The organism is Bifidobacterium goeldii (assembly GCF_003951095.1).
In the GTDB taxonomy this organism is placed as follows: domain Bacteria; phylum Actinomycetota; class Actinomycetes; order Actinomycetales; family Bifidobacteriaceae; genus Bifidobacterium; species Bifidobacterium goeldii.
On the sequence record NZ_QXGL01000001.1, the window covers coordinates 195945 to 212220 of the forward strand.

The following is a 16276-nucleotide window of genomic DNA, read 5'->3' on the forward strand; positions in this document are numbered from 1 at the left end:
GTTAGCAGTGCAATTGCACCATCAGTCTTAGGGCCGGTTACGTTGCAGGTCTATGAGCTCAGCGCATGTGCTCGGGCCAAGATGCAAGATACGCTTCGGCGTTGCGTCGCGTTTCCTCGATGCTGTCTCCGCCAAACTTTTCCAACACAAAACGTGCCAGAGTAAGTCGCACCATAGCTTCTGCAACCACGGATGCTGCCGGCACTGCTGTCGAATCCGAACGCTGATTGATCGCCTGAGCTGCCTCACCAGAGGCCACGTCCACGGTACGCAATGCGCGTGGGATCGATGGGATCGGCTTCATTGCAGCGCGCACGCGAATTGGCTGACCGTTCGACATGCCGCCTTCGATGCCACCTGCGCGATTCGTGAGCCTGCTGATATGACCATCTTCGCCAGGAACCATCTCATCGTGTGCGGCAGAACCTGGGCGCACAGCTTCAAGGAATCCATCGCCAATTTCCACACCCTTGATGGCCTGGATGCCCATAACAGCGCCGGCCAACGCGGCGTCGAGACGACGATCAGATTCCACATACGTGCCTAAGCCTGCAGGCACGCCATACGCAATTACTTCGATAACACCACCAACGGTGTCAGCATTGGATTTAATCTCGTCGATGCGTGCGATCATGCGCGCTTCAGCATCCTTGTCAAGCGTACGTACTGGGGATGCGTCAAGCGCAGCCACATCGTCAGGCGTAGGCAACGGCGCGTTCGCCGGATCCTCAACGCCAGCGCCGCCAATAGAAATCACATGCGCAACCGTGCGAATACCTACCGACTGTTCAAGGAAACGAGCAGCAATAGCACCCAACGCCACGCGAGAAGCAGTCTCGCGCGCACTAGAACGTTCAAGCACTGGGCGCGCATCATCGAAACCATACTTACGCATACCGGTCAGATCAGCATGTCCTGGGCGCGGGCGAGACAGTGGAGCATTACGTCCTTCACGCGGTAAGTCATGATCCAGTGCATCAGCGCTCATGACTTCAGTCCATTTTGGCCATTCAGTGTTGGCAATCTCCACAGCAATTGGGGAGCCAAGCGTACGACCAAAACGCACGCCAGTGAGCAAACGCACTTTATCTTGCTCAAACTTCATGCGCGCGCCACGACCATATCCAAGACGGCGGCGAGCCAGCGCATCCACCACATCTTGAGTAGCAACTTCTACCCCAGCAGGCAGGCCTTCGATCATGGCGACCAACGCCTCACCGTGCGATTCACCTGCCGTCTGCCAACGCAACATGCCCTCTCCTTTAATTCAATCGACAACTCCGGTATATCTTAGGGCATGGTTTACCTCATGTTGCTTCCCGGCTTGATATGTGGGCTTGCCCTATGTGTTGAAGATATGCGCGCTCGACGCATTCCACGGCTATGGGTAGCACTTGGGTTCGTGGCACAGATCGCAACCATTGCCGCATATGCAATCGCAGTCAACGACATGTTCATCATCGTGCAAGCGTTGCTATTCGCAATATTGAGCACGTTGATTCAACTGGGATTAGCGATGATCAAACCTGGCTCGTTAGGGTTTGGTGATGTAACTTGCATGATTGTTATTGGCTTAGCACCCGGTATGTTTGGCCTTACTGCAGTTGTGATGTGGTGGCTTTCGATGGGTGCTCTTGGCATATTATGGCTTGCCATATGGCCGCATGTGTCCAAACACGTACACAGCACTCGTCTTCGCAAGAAAACGCCATTTGCTCCAGTCATTGTGCTGGCGGCAATTGTTGCCGTGAGTATCGCCTCATTGTTATAAGCCAACAATCTCGCGCTGCACAATAATGCAAATGCGACGCATTGATACAGATGACAAGGAGTGCTCTCCCCCCATCTGCAGCAATGCGTCGCATTACTGTGAGTTATGTATTATCTATCAGTTTGCGTCCGGATTATTTGCCTTGTATTCGTCACGGAACTTCAAAAACTCATCGTAGTTATCAGTGAATTTCGTTTCGCCAGTCTTCAAATTGACGGTTACGAAATACAGCCAATTACCCTCTTCTGGCGAGAGCGCCGCCTCAATAGCATTATCTCCAGGATTGCTAATCGGCGTGGGCGTAAGCCCAGTATTGACACGCGTGTTATATGGGTTTGACTTGTCTTGTAGCTGAGCGTTCGTCAACTGACCAGCGTTAATACCCAAACCATACGCGGTAGTTGAATCCATGCCCAACGTCATGTTTTGATCAAGCCTGTTGAGAATTACACGCGTGACTTTGCCGTAATACTGCGCCCAATTCACCTCAGATTCTGCGATAGAAGCAATAATGAGCAGACGTTCACGCTCAGCACCGGTCGGCGCACCCAATGCATCAAGCTTAGCGATACGCTTATCGACCATGTTCTTTAAGATTTCCTGCGCGGAAGATGCTGATTTCACATCGTAGCTTCCCGGCTCAAGCCAACCTTCAAAATTGCCGCCGGCTTCTTCAGGAAGAATGCCAGCGCCCTTAGCGTCGATAATCGCTTGGAATTCGGATTCATCGATACCAGACAGTGTTGCGGCTGATTTGATCACGTCAGAGACGCGTTCGCCAGCCTTCACATCGAGGAAACCTTTAGCCTTGGACTGATCCGTAAGAATTGCGACTACGTCAGCGCCAGCCATGTGCTTCTTGAGATCGTAGGTACCAGGGTACAGTGTTTGCCCAGCAGCAAGGCTAGTGAACGCAGCTTCAGATTTAATCACCTGCGCTTTGACGAGATTCTTCGCAATGGTTACCGAATTGTCACCTTGAGCCACGGTGAATTCTACTGAACCATAGCCAGGGCCCTCGTAGTCTTCCAACAGCGTCACTTCAGAAGTGTTGCGTTCACGCAGGGACTTGAGCGCACCGTATGCGAACCAGCCGCCTACACCAACGAGGGCGACGATAATAACAGCAGCAATAACTTTAGTCAGTGTTTTACGGCGCTTACGATTGCGCCGTTGACGCATTTCCTTGCGCGATTTCGGCGGCTTAGGAGGTGCAACAGGAGTCGCGTTACCGCGCCCATCCACCCAGTGGGTGCTTTCCTCGAAGAAATCCTCAAGATTATCAGACACTGTTTTGCTCCTCACAATGCGCAGCACGATCCAAAGCGGTCTGCAGAATCACAACCGCAGATTGTTGATCAACGAAAGGCCTATGCTTTCGCGTTCCTAGTTGCGCGTCAATTAGCTGACGATGCGCGCTAACCGTAGTCAAACGCTCATCCAGCAGAATAATGTCGGGAACCTGCGCAACAGCACATTCTCCGGCATCAATATAGTCTTGCATTCGCTTAGTAAGATTTGCCACCCACCTGCGGGCCTTCTTGGCGCTTTTGCCTTCAGTCCCGTCAAGCTGCAACGGCAATCCCACAACAACGCGCTCCACCGATTCGTCTTCTATGACGCCGATGACGTCGTCCAATGCCTGAAAAGAATCACCGAACACCCTCACATTGCCCGCAGGGTGTGCGAAGGTGAGCTCCGGGTCGGACAATGCAAGTCCGACCCGGGCATCACCTAAATCAACGCCGAGCCATACCACTAGGCAACTCAGCCCTTCAGCGCCTCGTTCTTCAGCGCGGCGATCGCCTCGTCGATCTTGGAAGCATCGGCACCGCCACCCTGGGCGAAGTCCGGCTTGCCGCCGCCACCGCCACCGAGGATCTTGGATGCGCCGCGCACCAGATCGCCGGCCTTAATGCCAGCTTTGCGAGCAGCCTCGTTGGTAGCCACAGCAACCATCGGCTTATCGTCTTCCGATACGCCTGCAAGAGCCACTACAACTGGTGCCTCGTCGCCGAGCTGAGCGCGCACGTCAAGCACGGTCTTGCGCAGGGCGTCGAACGAACCGAAGTGGCCGACGTTCTTCGCAGCGACCTTGACCGGAGCTGCAGACGCACGGGTTTCAGCCACGAGCGCCGGCATAGCCGCAGCCAGCTGGCTTTCGTACATGGCCGCGAGACGGCGATCAGATTCCTTGAGCTTGGCGAGCAGCGTGTTCACACGCTCAGCCAGCTCGTCCGGACGAGCATTGAGCTTGTCGCTCAGCTGGGAGACCAGTGCATGTTCGCGAGCATTGAAGTCGTACGCGCCAGCACCGACGAGCGCGTCAACACGACGCACACCAGAGCCGATGGACGCTTCAGACATGATGTTGACCATGCCGATCTTGCCAACATGGTCGACGTGGGTGCCGCCGCACAGCTCGCGGCTCCAACCGTCTTCGCCAATGGACACGACGCGCACGATGTCACCGTACTTTTCGCCGAACAAGTGCATTGCGCCAAGCGCAATCGCGTCGTCGAACTTCATTTCCTTGGTGGTGACAGCAAGGTTGTCACGCAGCTTCTCGTTAACGCGAGCCTCAACAGCATTCATCACCGTCTTGGACGGAGCCTTGGACCACTGGAAGTCGAAACGCAGACGGTTCGGAGCATCCTCAGAACCACGCTGGGTAGCCTGCGGGCCGAGCTCTTCACGCAGCGCCTTGTGCACCATGTGCGTTGCAGTGTGCGAGCGGGCAATAGCGCCACGACGATCGAGATCAATGTTCGCGTTGACCGGCGAACCAACCACGAGAGTGCCTTCGGTTAGACGGCACTGGTGGACGATGAGATCCTTGATCGGCTTCTGCACGTCGTCAACTTCAAGCACTGCACCATCATCGGAGAGAATCTCACCCTGATCAGCGAGCTGGCCGCCAGCTTCCGCATAGAATGGCGTGCGGTCAAGGATGACCTCGATGTTTGCTGGAGCGGTGACAGCTGGGACGGAACCCTTGCCTTCCTGCATAATGCCGATAACGGTGCCGCGAGCAGAGAAGTCGGTGTAGCCGAGGAAGTCGATCGGCTTGGCGAGCGTCTTCTTGAAATCGTCGTAGACAGAAAGATCAACGTTGTGACGCTTCTTCAGCGCGTCGGCGCGGGCGCGAGACTTCTGCTCGCTCATCAGCTCGCGGAACTTTGCTTCGTCAACCTTAACGCCCTGGTCGGCCGCCATTTCGAGGGTCAGCTCAATCGGGAAACCATACGTATCGTGCAGCGTGAATGCGTCAGAACCGGAGACGGTCGCATCAGCGCCAGATTCCTTAGCCTTCTTAACAGCCACGTCGAGGATCTGAATACCGTTGTCGAGCGTGCGGCGGAACGCATCCTCTTCGCCGTAGGCGGCTTCAGATACGTCGTGGAACGTGTCGTTGAGCTCCGGGTAGGAAGCGACCATCGCGTCCTTAGAGACAGGCAGCAGCTCGGGGATAACCGGATCGGTTACGCCAAGCACACGCATAGCCTGAATAGTACGACGCAGCAGACGGCGCAGCACATAGCCACGGCCAACGTTGGATGGGCGCACGCCATCAGACATGATCATCAACGCAGAACGCACGTGGTCGGCCACAACGCGGAACTTCACGTCAGCCTTTTCGTCCTCGCCGTACTTACGGCCCGAAAGACGCTCGGCAGCTTCGATAACCGGGAAGACTTCATCGGTTTCATAAATGTTCTGCTTGCCCTGCATCAGGTATGCAAGACGTTCAAGGCCAGCACCAGTATCGATGTTCTTGTTTTCAAGCTCACCAACAATGTGCAGATCGGTCTTGGACTTGACGTTGTCGACCTCATAGTTTTCGAACACGAGGTCCCAGATCTCAATGTAACGGTTTTCGTCGGCGATCGGGCCACCTTCAACACCGTATTCAGGGCCGCGGTCGACGTAGATTTCGGAGCACGGGCCGCCAGGGCCAGGACCACCAGTGGTCCAGAAGTTGTCTTCCATGCCCATGATCTGGATGTGCTCAGGGTCAACGCCTTCGTTCTTCCACAGCGAGCGAGCTTCCTCGTCGTCGGTGAAGGTCGTCATCCACAGCTTCTCCGGGTCAAAACCGTAACCGCCCTGATCCTGCGGAGTGGTCAGCAGCTCCCACGCATAGTGAATGGCTTCTTCCTTGAAGTAATCGCCGAAGGAGAAGTTACCGAGCATCTGGAAGAAGGTGCCGTGACGAGTGGTCTTACCAACCTCGTCAATGTCGAGCGTGCGCACGCACTTCTGGTTGGAGGCCATGCGATGCTTCGGCGGGGTCTGCTCGCCCATGAGGTATGGAATGAACGGCACCATGCCTGCAATAGTGAACAGGGTGGTTGGGTTCGGCGAGATCAGAGATGCCGACGGCACGATGAGATGATCGTGCTTGCCGAAATAATCAAGATAGCGCTTCGCGATTTCTGAAGTGCGCATGAGTTGATGAACTCCTTGTTGGGCGAGCCGTATGGCCCGCAGATGATGGTGAGACGATGAGTGATGAATAGTGAAGAGATGTGTGCGGTTTGCCGATACTGACTTTTTGTCAGCGAGCGGCACGATCGATGTAGTGTTGATTAAGTTCAGCCTCACGGGCTCGGCGTGTAGCGTTGAACTCGTTAATCAGCCCTTCGAGCGTTCTCATGCCCACATGATCCTGATCTGGACCAAACATGAAACGACGAGCCGTCTCAGGCGTATTGGCTTTTACATAAGCCTGCGCTTTGACGACTGCGACGGCGCCAATGGCAACCCCCATGCCGATCCAAAACATGCGTTTGAACATCACTCCCCCTTGGCGTCGTCTACAGGCCGACCGGTACTCTTACCAGCCAAGAACGACTGTGCAGTAGTCCTCAACGCGTAGAACGCAGAGGCAATTTTGATGACCGGCTTGCCGAGGAACGACCCATACAGGTCGGTAAGCGCGCCCACATTGTCAGCTGTTGCGGAGGCTGCAGCTGAAATGCGATTCACGTCCTCGAGTGACTTGTTCACTTGCTTGACGGTGGTTACACCTTCGTCAAGCGCGGGGATGGCATGTTCGCCCGATTCTCTAACCGTGTCCGCAATCTGGTCGAACAGCTTGCCTAGGCGAATGAGCGGATAGATCATAAAGCCCGCAAGTACAGCGAACGCAATCGCCGCGATCAGGCCTGCAATCTGGCCAACACCCATGTGAACCTCTTTTCTGTCTCACAGTTTGTCCTGTGCACACAGCACCCGCACAAGCCTAGCCAACGGCCCAGACCGTCCCTAAACACAACAGCATACTGTCGTGTGGTCACTGATTCCAACGCACAATTGTTAACGCGTGATCAAACGGCTTATCGGTATCAAAATCAACGTCGGTTACTGAACCATTTGCAGGCCGTTCGCTAACGTCAAGATCGTCAGAACCAAAACGATGTGCGAGGCTCAATAATGTGTTGCCGTGGGAGATTTGGAGCACATCATCGCCATCGTGAAGTTGCGGATTGGCAGCAATCAGTGCGAATGCGCCTTCAACGCGAGTCCAATATTCAGTGTCCGATTCTGCGTCATGGAACGGATCAGCTTCTTTGAGGAAATCACGTGTTGCTGCAAGACCAAACTTGGCAACAATCTCATTGTAGTTTTTCGCACCGTGCGGGCCACCAGCTGCAGTCCATGCGAGCGACATGTCTTGGCCTTCAAAGTATCCATAGCATTGTTCACGAAAATGCATATCAGATACCAGTTCAGGGCGCGCGTGTCCAGCAGCTTCATTGATGTCAAGAATGCGAGCGGCAGTGATCTGAGCACGTGACGTATCTGAGCAATAGGCTGCAGCAAAATCGTAGTGTTCGAGCTTATGTCCTGCTTTATCCGCGTCTTCCAGACCGGATTGAGTCAGTGGCGCATTGCACCAGCCTTGTAGGCGGTTGTAACGGTTAAAGGTGGTCTGGCCGTGGCGAACTAAGTGAAGATGAAGGATCATGCTTTCGATTATTGCACGGGATGTATGCGAATACACGAACGCCCCGGGTTTGTAACCACGGGGCGTTCGTGCGTATGTATGTCCTTAAGCTGTAAATCTTTACAGTGGGTGAGAGTAGATCAGCGAGCGTAGAACTCGACGACGTACTGGATGTTGACCTGCACCGGGATCTCTTCGACCTCAGGCTTGCGGGTCAGGGTAGCCTTCAGAGAAGGCAGGGTCACGTCGAGGTAGCCCGGAACCGCAGGCAGCACGTCACGGTGCACGCCTTCGGCGGCGATCTGGAACGGAACCATGGTCTGGCTCTTAGCCTTCACCTGGATGGTCTGGCCCGGCTTGACGCGGTAGGACGGACGATCCACGATGTTGCCGTCAACGAGGATGTGACGGTGCACCACGAACTGACGAGCCTGAGCGGTGGTGCGAGCAAAGCCGGCACGCAGCACCAGGTTGTCAAGACGAGTCTCGAGATCGGTCAGCATTGCGTTACCGGTCTGGCCGGCAGTGCGGGTGGCCTCTTCGTAGGAGCGACGAAGCTGCTTCTCAGACACGCCGTACTGGGCGCGCAGACGCTGCTTCTCGCGCAGACGCACCGCGTAATCGGACTCGGTGCGGCGACGGGTACGACCGTGCTCACCCGGAGCGTACGGGCGCTTTTCGAAGATGCGCTGAGCCTTAGGGGTCAGTGCGATGCCGAGGGCGCGGGAAAGACGCACCTGACGGCGAGAACGCTGAACGTTAGTCATTCTTGTTCCTTTATTTCTGTCGTTATCTGAACGGAACGTAGAAACTGTTTTCTACGCTGAGCCGGCCTCTCCAGTGCTTCGTCGTGCTGTGCACGAACGGCGTTGTACCGCCGCCGACCCACTGATGGGCTAAGGCTCCAGATAGCATCTGCCTGGTGGCAGACACAATCCGCAACTATACACATGAGGTCTGGACAGCATCGCAGCGTGTGTTTTGCAATACATCGTCGTTCGTGCTCGAACAGTGCCTAGCAGTGTTCGAATGCAGCTGATCTGTTACGCAATTGCAGTCAGCATACCGCGATCCATACGATAGGTGCGATCAACATATTCGAGCGCGTCAGGATCGTGGGTGACCATGAGTACTGCTGTTCCTGCATCGGCGGCAGCTCGCAGCAGTTGCATGACGATCACAGTGCTTTCTGCATCGAGATCACCAGTTGGCTCGTCGGCAATCAGCAGCTTTGGGTGGTTCATCAGCGCGCGGGCGATGGAGACGCGTCGCATTTCTCCGCCAGAGAGTTCTTTTGGATAGCTATCAGCGAGATCAGCTATACCCAATTGATCCAACAAGGTTTGTGCACGATGTTGGAGACCGTCAGCTGTTGTATCAGCCGCATGCGTGTCCTGTGCGCAATGGTCAAACAATGTCGCCGGCAGTATGACGTTATCGATCACCGTTAGGTTAGCCAGCAACGTTTGGCTTTGCGTAATACATCCAATGGTCTGATTGCGCAGTAGCGAAATATCCCGATCGCTCAGCTCGGCTACATTGTGTCCATCCACTCGCACGTAACCGGATGATGGGCGTACCAGTCCTGCAATCATGTTGATAAGCGTGCTTTTGCCATTGCCGGAACGTCCAGTAACAGCGACAAACTGGCCAGACACAATCGCAAGGTTTACATGGCTGACTGCGTCGAACGGTTTACCGCGTCGCATGAAGGTACGAGTCAAATCATGAAGTTCAACCAGCGGCGCGGATTGTGACGACGCGGACTGTGCTTGTGTTGCGCGCATATCTGCTTGACGCACTGCTTCAATGGTTGCCGTGGTATCAGTCACGTCACTCCCCCTCACGAAGAACTAGATATGCTTCTGGCCGTCCAACACGTACAAGCACAATTACTGAACCAACAATGGCAATTACCACCGCGCAGAGTACGGTGAGTATCATGATGCCGAATACTGCCGGAAGAGATGCTTGCAGGTATGGCAATTGGAGTTGACGACTAATCAGCGTGCTAAACGGGAAAATTGCGAGTGAAGCAATGCTAACTCCAAGAACTCCACCAATGAGCCCGATACTTGCAGATTCGCGCAGCAGAATACTCGCCAACATGCCACGCGTAGCGCCAAGAATACGCAATGAGGCGAATTCGCGTTTGCGCTCATTAACAGATGAAGCGAACACTGCTAGCAGTACGATCACGCCCATAATCCAGATTGCAGCAACAAACACCGCAAGATAGGTGACCAGTGCATTCAGCGCGGTTTTCGTAGTGGCAGTAATACCGCCCGGATATACGTAGCCGAGTTGAGTAAACGACGGGTCAAGATCTTTGATCCGTTCAGCTACAGTTTGTGCATCATAGCCTTCTGCCACTTTGATGAGCACTGTAGAAATGGCCTTATGCGCATACTCTTCAGGCATAATGCGCTGCGATACTGCGGCAGAAGCAGCTACCATTTCAGGCACTGTATTGAGGTTAATGAACACAGAGTTGTCAAGATTGGTACCGGTGGCAGCTAATTGCGCCACAATAGACCATCGTCGACCGTACAGTTCTACGGTGCCATCTGTCGAAACATTAACGTTCGCGCCGGCGATCATCTGGCCGTCTTCTAGTGTGCCGTCAAACTGGGAAGCTACCCATGGTTCGATAACAAAATCGGTGGCTGGATCGTACCCTATAATCTGGAGTTTTTCTGCGCAACATTCTGCAGCGAGCGAGGCAATATACGTTTGTTCACTGGCTTGCGCAATACCGTCAGCTTGCTTGACTTTGGCGACAATGTCTTTTGTAAAGTAGAACGTGCTGGGATTGCCGTCGGTGAGTAGCGCTTCCGCTTTTTGCGCAGTGTTTTGCGGCACGACCATCAGATCTGCTCCAAGTCGGCGCTCCATGCTGGTCATGCCAGTGTTGAGATTCATGGTGAACATGGTGCCGCCGAAGAATGCTAGCGCCAGAATGGTGACTACTGCGAGTAACGCCCCCGTGCGCACGGGGCGTCCAGCAAGGTTGCGGGAAGCTAGTGTTCGCAGCGTGTTGTTGCGCACTGTGTTGGCCATAATGTCTCACGCTCGCTTGCTGGAACGAGTGTCGAAGACGATAGACAGAACTGCAAAGACAACAACGAGCACGCCAAGGACGATGAGGGTAGGAAGCATCACCGCGCGGCAATGCATCATAGCTCCCTTGCAAATGCCAATGAGCACGGTAGGAATAGCAAACAAGAGCACCGTATTAGCTATTGCGGCGATGTTTAAGCCGATGCGTACTTTCGGGTCGACAATAAGTGCCACGAGGCCAAGGACGAGAATGACTGCACCAATACCGGTGGCAGCTTGTTGCGAGTAGTGGCAGGCTGGCATCATGCCGTCATGCGCGCCGCACGCGTGAGCGAATGTTTGCGGCGCGATGACGAGTAGCGCTCCGAACACGATGTTGGGGATGGATGCGAACAGCTTGTTCTTCATGACTTCTTCTCTTTTCCTCAAGGCGTTCATGGTTGATACGCGTAACTTCTGTTGACAGTCGCGAGCCATGACGGCACAACCTTTGCATTATGCGCATAGGCAAAAAAGAAAAACAAGTCTTGATTTTATTCGCGCTCTGTGTTACGCACCCCTCCGATATCGCCACGAAGGCGCCTATTGAAAAGCTACCTAAAGCTTTTCAATAGCTGAGCCGTCAAACAGACAGTCCAGTGGACTGTCTGTAGGCGAGGTGAGCCGCACAGCGGCGAAGGCGCCTATTGAAAAGCTACCTAAAGCTTTTCAATAGGCGCAACCCGCAGCATCAACCGCTTCACGCCACTCGAACCGAAGTCAACGGTAAGCACTGACTTCGGCCCCTTGTCTACAGTGTCGACCACGGTGCCGAGTCCATACTGGTCGTGTGTAACTTTGTCACCGACGTGGAAGTCGGCGATGTTCAAGCCATTGTCGCGCTTCAATGCAGCCGACGGCGATACGCCAAATCCTGCACTACTCGATGATTTGGGCGTAGTGCGGCGCGTCGTGACTTTGCCAGAACGTGACGAGGTCGAAGATCCCGATGATGAGCCATATCGCGATCTGTATGAAGCACTACCAGAACGCCCCGTGCGGGAAGCACCAGATCCGAATCGGCGTGATGATCCTGACGAACCAGAACTATAGGATGAACCACCGTAAGAGCCATACGATGATCCAGATCCATAACTACTACGGGAGCCATACGAGCGCGAAGAACCATAGGATGAACCGCCGAACGTGGTTGTATCAGAGTCATCCCAGCCGCCGAATTCATCATCAAAACTGTTGTTGGACCATCCACCGCGCATGCGTTCCATACCGGTTTCGCGGCGTTTCCAATCAATCAACGTGTCAGGAATTTCATCAAGGAACTGGCTGGGCATCATCTCATTAGCCTGCCCCCACTGGGCGCGCACGGCCGCGCGCGTCACGTAGAGCCGCCGCTTTGCACGCGTAATGCCCACGTAAGCGAGTCGACGCTCTTCAGAGAGTTCGCTCGCATCTTCCATGGCACGCGAATGCGGGAACGTACCCTGTTCCATGCCGGTCAGGAACACTACAGGGTATTCGAGGCCCTTAGCAGTGTGCAAAGTCATCATGGTGACCTTGCCAGAATCCTCGTTCTCACTTGGCAGTTGGTCGGAATCAGCAACGAGCGCAGTGGTTTCCAAGAAGCCTGCCAGTGTTGCATCAGGCGTGTTCTGTTCAAACTCAGCAGCTACCGACTGCAACTGGGATAGGTTTTCCACGCGTGACGCATCCTGCGGATCTTCAGAACACTGCAATTCCCCGAGCAAACCAGTACGCTGCAATACTTCAGCAACGATTTCGGAAGGCTTAGCATCATGCTCAGCGGCAAAAGCAGACAGTTCTCGCATCAGATCACGGAATGCTGCGAGCTGCTTTGCAGTGCGCGTGGGCACACCTTCGATCTCGTCGAGATGATCAACACCATTCCAGAACGTGGTGCCACGCGCATCCGACCATGCCACAATAATCGATTCAGCACGCGGACCAAGTCCACGCTTCGGCACGTTCAAAATACGTCGCATGTTCACATTGTCAGCCGGATTCACAATGGCTTGCAGATAAGCGATCGCATCTTTAATTTCACGGCGCTCATAGAACTTCGTGCCACCGACGAGCTGATATGGTAGCCCCGCGTTAATCAACGCTTCTTCAAGAGAGCGCGACTGTGCGTTAGCACGGTACATGATCGCGATATCCGAGTACGCGACTCCCTCTTCAACATGTATACGCGCAATCTCACCCGCAATCCATGCGGCTTCTTGCTGCGCATTATCAGCCGCATACCCAATAATCGGGTCACCCTTGCCAAGCGCAGTCCACAACTTCTTAGGCTTGCGCCCTTGATTGTTGGCAATCACCGCGTTCGCAGCATCAAGAATCGTTTGCGTAGAACGATAGTTCTGTTCAAGCATGATGGTTTTTGCACCAGGGAAATCACGCTCGAAGTCTTGAATATTGCGAATATCTGCGCCACGGAACGCATAAATCGACTGGTCAGAATCACCGACCACGGTAATCCAAGCTGGCTGCTGGCTCATTTGTACAGGCGCTGCCGGAGCTCCAGAAGCTGCAAGCGCGGACTGCCCCGCCGCATTGTGCTCGTCAACGCCAGCGAGTTCACGAACTAACACGTACTGCGCATGGTTCGTGTCCTGATACTCATCGACGAGAATATAACGGAACTTATGACGATAGTAGGCGGCAACATCAGGCTGCGTGCGCAACAGTTCAACCGTACGACCGATCAGATCGTCAAAGTCAACAGCATTAGCAGCAGCGAGACGATGCTGATATTCCGCGTACACAATCGAATACAGCACTTCAATATCACCGAAGTTGCCGATCTGATAACCGCGCTGCCCAGGCCGATAATCAGGCGCATACGTTTTCAGCTGGCTTTGCCAACTTTTCAGATTGTTTTTGTAATCAGAAATACGCGTGAGGATTGCACGCGGCGTATAACGCTTAACGTCAATATTGAGATCAGCAGCAATGAGCTTAACGAGACGCTCACAATCTGCAGTGTCGTAAATAGAAAATCCAGAGTTCAGGCCGATCGCTTTGCCGTCACGGCGCAGAATACGCACACAGGCGGAATGGAAAGTTGACACCCACATGTGTTCTGCAACTGGTCCAATCAATGCCGATAGACGTTCACGCATTTCAGCTGCAGCTTTATTTGTGAACGTAATGGCAAGAATTTGGCTGGGCCATGCGCCGAACTGCGTAAGAATCCACGCAATACGGCGCGTCAGTACGCGCGTCTTACCAGAGCCAGCGCCAGCGCCAATAAGCAGCGCTTGACCACGATACTGCACAGCTTGTGCCTGCTGTGGATTAAGGTCACCAACGAGTTCGGTGGCGCTTCGAGCGATAAGATCCGGATCCTGCTGCACGCTGTTCCCCTTCACATGTGATTGTCGTTTTGCGGCCTTACTTGTCTACCACAGGCGGCGGTCAGCATCGTAAGCACATACTGCTCAAATCACCAGTGGCGCATGGTTACGCGCCGTGATCAGCAATCCAATCAGCGAGCGCTTCTTTGATTGTTTGCGCGTACAATTCTTGTCCGCCTTCAATCGGGTGTATACCGTCTGTGCCGAGCAGTTGTGGCTGCGCGCTGATAGCAGCATTCCAATCTGCTACAGCACTATTGTTCGGATGCGTACTCGCATAGTCGAACGATACTTTGTTTGACGATGAAATCCATGCACGGTCACCGTACGCGGTGACGAAAATGAAGACGTGGTCGTCTCCTGCTGCGTGAACGATGTCATCGAGTTGCGCAGCGTTGGATTCTGAGTTGGTATTCAATGAAATAACAATGTATTTACGCAATTGCCCTTGTGCTTTGAGTGTGGCAATTACTTCAGGGCCTTTCAGTATGGAGCGTGACACTTCCGCGTCTACTACAACGCCTGGCAATAGTTTGCTTAAGGCTGGCGATGCACTCACGGTTACGGAGTCGCCGATAATAGTTACGTTGGTGCCATCAAGATGCTGCAATGCTTCTTGCTTCGCGCGCTCGCGTTTACGCGCTGCTTCTTGAACGCGACGTTGTGTTTCAGCGGCAGCTCGAGCAGCTTCAACATCATGTTCACGTTGGCTAGCCTCATGACTGAGCACGCTTTGATTGTGTTCAAGTGTCATTTGGATTCGAGATTTGTCTGGCGCATGCAGTGTGCCAACTACGAAGCCAAGTACTGACAAGAGCACAATAATGGCAGTGATGCTGGTATGGAGTCGCATCGCAATCGCAGGTTCACGTGTTGGCTGAATGACCATCGGTGTATTCATTGGCGTGTGATATTGCGATGATGCGGTGCGCGCTGCCGCATTACCGGAGCGAATCGCCCGACGATGACGTAGCTTTGCTATCCATTGCGCGATAGGTTTTTCAAGCATCCACCATGACAGTGCGGTCATTGCGATACTGCCGATCATGGTCAACGTCCAGATCAACCACATGCCTGTTCCTCGCCATGCTGGCAACAGTACTTGGAACAGTAAAAACAGTGGCCAATGCCACAAATACAGGCCGTACGAGTATTTGCCGAGTAATGCAAGCGGGCGCCACACGAACAGTGCGCTCATCCATGAGCCTTTGGTAATGCTACCGGCAATAACAACAGCGGAAAGTACCGCAGCGGCAAACAATCCGCCACGAAATGCGGAAGCGTCCTGCCCAACGCGCGTCATCAATACGATCAATGCCAATACAGCAGCCGTCGCCAGCCAGGACATCACCTCACTGCGCCATGCAATACCAGTGGGTGATTCAGCCGCATGAGCGGCCGTGGCACCATGCGTTTTCTGGCTGGAATGATGCACGCACATTGCTAATGCCAGGCCAATGAGTAGCCCAAAACAGTGGGTATCAGTACCGAAATACACTCGTGTCGGGTCGCTTCCTGGCACAAACAGCAATGCCATGCCTGCAGCTGAAACAACTGCCAAGCCAATAGTCACCAGTACTCGGAGTGCGAAGTAGCGTACGAGCTGCAACACTCGTACTAATAACGGCACAATGATGGTGAATTGCGCAAGTAACGCCACAAACCATAAGTGGCGTAGTAATTGCGGTGAAGTGGAGTCAAAGTAGCTACCGCCAGTGGCAATCTCATACCAGTTTGAAGCAAACACGGCTGATGCTGCACTCTTGCTGCCGATATGCACGAGTGTGTCATGGTCTGTAAGGAATCCAAAGCTCACTACAGATGCAATCATAAAGAGCATAGCTGGCCATAGGCGAGCCAAACGGCGCAAGTAAAACCAGCCGATTGCGATACGCCCATTGCGGTCAAGCTCATGCAGCACACTCAAGCCGAGCAGAAAACCAGAAACAGTGAAGAATACTTCTACGCCGATAAATCCGCCTGGTAACGATTGCTGTGCAAGGTGATACCAGATAATGCCGATCAGTGCGAACCCTTTAATGCCATCTATGCTCGCATAGCGCACATTTTGCCGCGTAACCACTTCTTTGCATGCCTTCCCACTGCGTTGTATGCGAGGCA

Annotated in this window: 14 protein-coding genes; 1 reads left to right on the forward strand and 13 read right to left on the reverse strand. The window is 53.9% G+C overall.

What is annotated here, in order from left to right; all coding sequences use genetic code 11:
* Positions 1-58: 58 nt before the first annotated feature.
* Positions 59-1252 carry a chorismate synthase gene (gene aroC / locus D2E25_RS00925; protein ID WP_125979179.1) on the reverse strand — a complete coding sequence of 398 codons (1194 nt, stop codon included), beginning with the start codon at positions 1250-1252 and terminating at the stop codon, positions 59-61.
* Between the two features lie 150 nt (positions 1253-1402).
* Here aroC and D2E25_RS00930 point away from each other — a divergent pair, with 150 nt between their 5' ends.
* Positions 1403-1771 carry a peptidase A24 gene (locus D2E25_RS00930; RefSeq protein WP_338142114.1) on the forward strand — a complete coding sequence of 123 codons (369 nt, stop codon included), beginning with the start codon at positions 1403-1405 and terminating at the stop codon, positions 1769-1771.
* A gap of 117 nt (positions 1772-1888) precedes the next feature.
* Here the strand turns inward: D2E25_RS00930 and mltG are convergent, their stop codons facing one another.
* From mltG to D2E25_RS00990, 12 genes are all read right to left on the reverse strand, one after another.
* Positions 1889-3061: an endolytic transglycosylase MltG gene (gene mltG / locus D2E25_RS00935; RefSeq protein ID WP_125979181.1), complete on the reverse strand. Its 1173-nt coding sequence runs from the start codon at positions 3059-3061 to the stop codon at positions 1889-1891.
* Positions 3054-3530: a Holliday junction resolvase RuvX gene (ruvX, locus tag D2E25_RS00940; RefSeq protein ID WP_125979182.1), complete on the reverse strand. Its 477-nt coding sequence runs from the start codon at positions 3528-3530 to the stop codon at positions 3054-3056. The genes mltG and ruvX overlap by 8 nt, the downstream gene beginning before the upstream one ends.
* 8 nt (positions 3531-3538) lie before the next feature.
* A complete protein-coding gene (alaS, locus tag D2E25_RS00945) occupies positions 3539-6220 on the reverse strand; it encodes an alanine--tRNA ligase (RefSeq protein WP_125979183.1) in 2682 nt (893 codons plus the stop codon).
* Between the two features lie 109 nt (positions 6221-6329).
* Positions 6330-6569 carry a hypothetical protein gene (locus D2E25_RS00950; protein WP_125979184.1) on the reverse strand — a complete coding sequence of 80 codons (240 nt, stop codon included), beginning with the start codon at positions 6567-6569 and terminating at the stop codon, positions 6330-6332.
* Positions 6569-6961, reverse strand: coding sequence for a DUF948 domain-containing protein (locus D2E25_RS00955; RefSeq protein ID WP_125979185.1), 393 nt, complete (start codon positions 6959-6961; stop codon positions 6569-6571). The genes D2E25_RS00950 and D2E25_RS00955 overlap by 1 nt, the downstream gene beginning before the upstream one ends.
* A gap of 106 nt (positions 6962-7067) precedes the next feature.
* A complete protein-coding gene (locus D2E25_RS00960) occupies positions 7068-7742 on the reverse strand; it encodes a histidine phosphatase family protein (protein WP_125979186.1) in 675 nt (224 codons plus the stop codon).
* A gap of 119 nt (positions 7743-7861) precedes the next feature.
* Complete coding sequence (gene rpsD / locus D2E25_RS00965; RefSeq protein ID WP_125979187.1) at positions 7862-8488, reverse strand: 30S ribosomal protein S4; 627 nt, start codon at positions 8486-8488, stop codon at positions 7862-7864.
* Between the two features lie 276 nt (positions 8489-8764).
* Positions 8765-9553, reverse strand: coding sequence for an ABC transporter ATP-binding protein (locus D2E25_RS00970; protein ID WP_420897307.1), 789 nt, complete (start codon positions 9551-9553; stop codon positions 8765-8767).
* A gap of 1 nt (position 9554) precedes the next feature.
* Positions 9555-10781 carry an ABC transporter permease gene (locus D2E25_RS00975; protein WP_125979188.1) on the reverse strand — a complete coding sequence of 409 codons (1227 nt, stop codon included), beginning with the start codon at positions 10779-10781 and terminating at the stop codon, positions 9555-9557.
* A gap of 6 nt (positions 10782-10787) precedes the next feature.
* Positions 10788-11189, reverse strand: coding sequence for a DUF4418 family protein (locus tag D2E25_RS00980; RefSeq protein ID WP_125979189.1), 402 nt, complete (start codon positions 11187-11189; stop codon positions 10788-10790).
* Positions 11190-11479: 290 nt separating this feature from the next.
* Positions 11480-14155, reverse strand: a complete 2676-nt coding sequence (locus D2E25_RS00985; protein ID WP_125979190.1) for an ATP-dependent helicase — start codon at positions 14153-14155, stop codon at positions 11480-11482.
* A gap of 106 nt (positions 14156-14261) precedes the next feature.
* Positions 14262-16238, reverse strand: coding sequence for an acyltransferase family protein (locus D2E25_RS00990; RefSeq protein ID WP_125979191.1), 1977 nt, complete (start codon positions 16236-16238; stop codon positions 14262-14264).
* Between the last annotated feature and the right edge of the window lie 38 nt (positions 16239-16276).

Bases quoted from the DNA above. Each gene is read 5' to 3' on its own strand.
- D2E25_RS00975 (WP_125979188.1), bottom strand. From the start codon at position 10,781: ATGGCCAACACAGTGCGCAACAACACGCTGCGAACACTAGCTTCCCGC.
- rpsD (WP_125979187.1), bottom strand. From the start codon at position 8,488: ATGACTAACGTTCAGCGTTCTCGCCGTCAGGTGCGTCTTTCCCGCGCC.
- aroC (WP_125979179.1), bottom strand. From the start codon at position 1,252: ATGTTGCGTTGGCAGACGGCAGGTGAATCGCACGGTGAGGCGTTGGTC.
- D2E25_RS00960 (WP_125979186.1), bottom strand. From the start codon at position 7,742: ATGATCCTTCATCTTCACTTAGTTCGCCACGGCCAGACCACCTTTAAC.
- D2E25_RS00950 (WP_125979184.1), bottom strand. From the start codon at position 6,569: ATGTTCAAACGCATGTTTTGGATCGGCATGGGGGTTGCCATTGGCGCC.
- alaS (WP_125979183.1), bottom strand. From the start codon at position 6,220: ATGCGCACTTCAGAAATCGCGAAGCGCTATCTTGATTATTTCGGCAAG.
- D2E25_RS00980 (WP_125979189.1), bottom strand. From the start codon at position 11,189: ATGAAGAACAAGCTGTTCGCATCCATCCCCAACATCGTGTTCGGAGCG.
- D2E25_RS00955 (WP_125979185.1), bottom strand. From the start codon at position 6,961: ATGGGTGTTGGCCAGATTGCAGGCCTGATCGCGGCGATTGCGTTCGCT.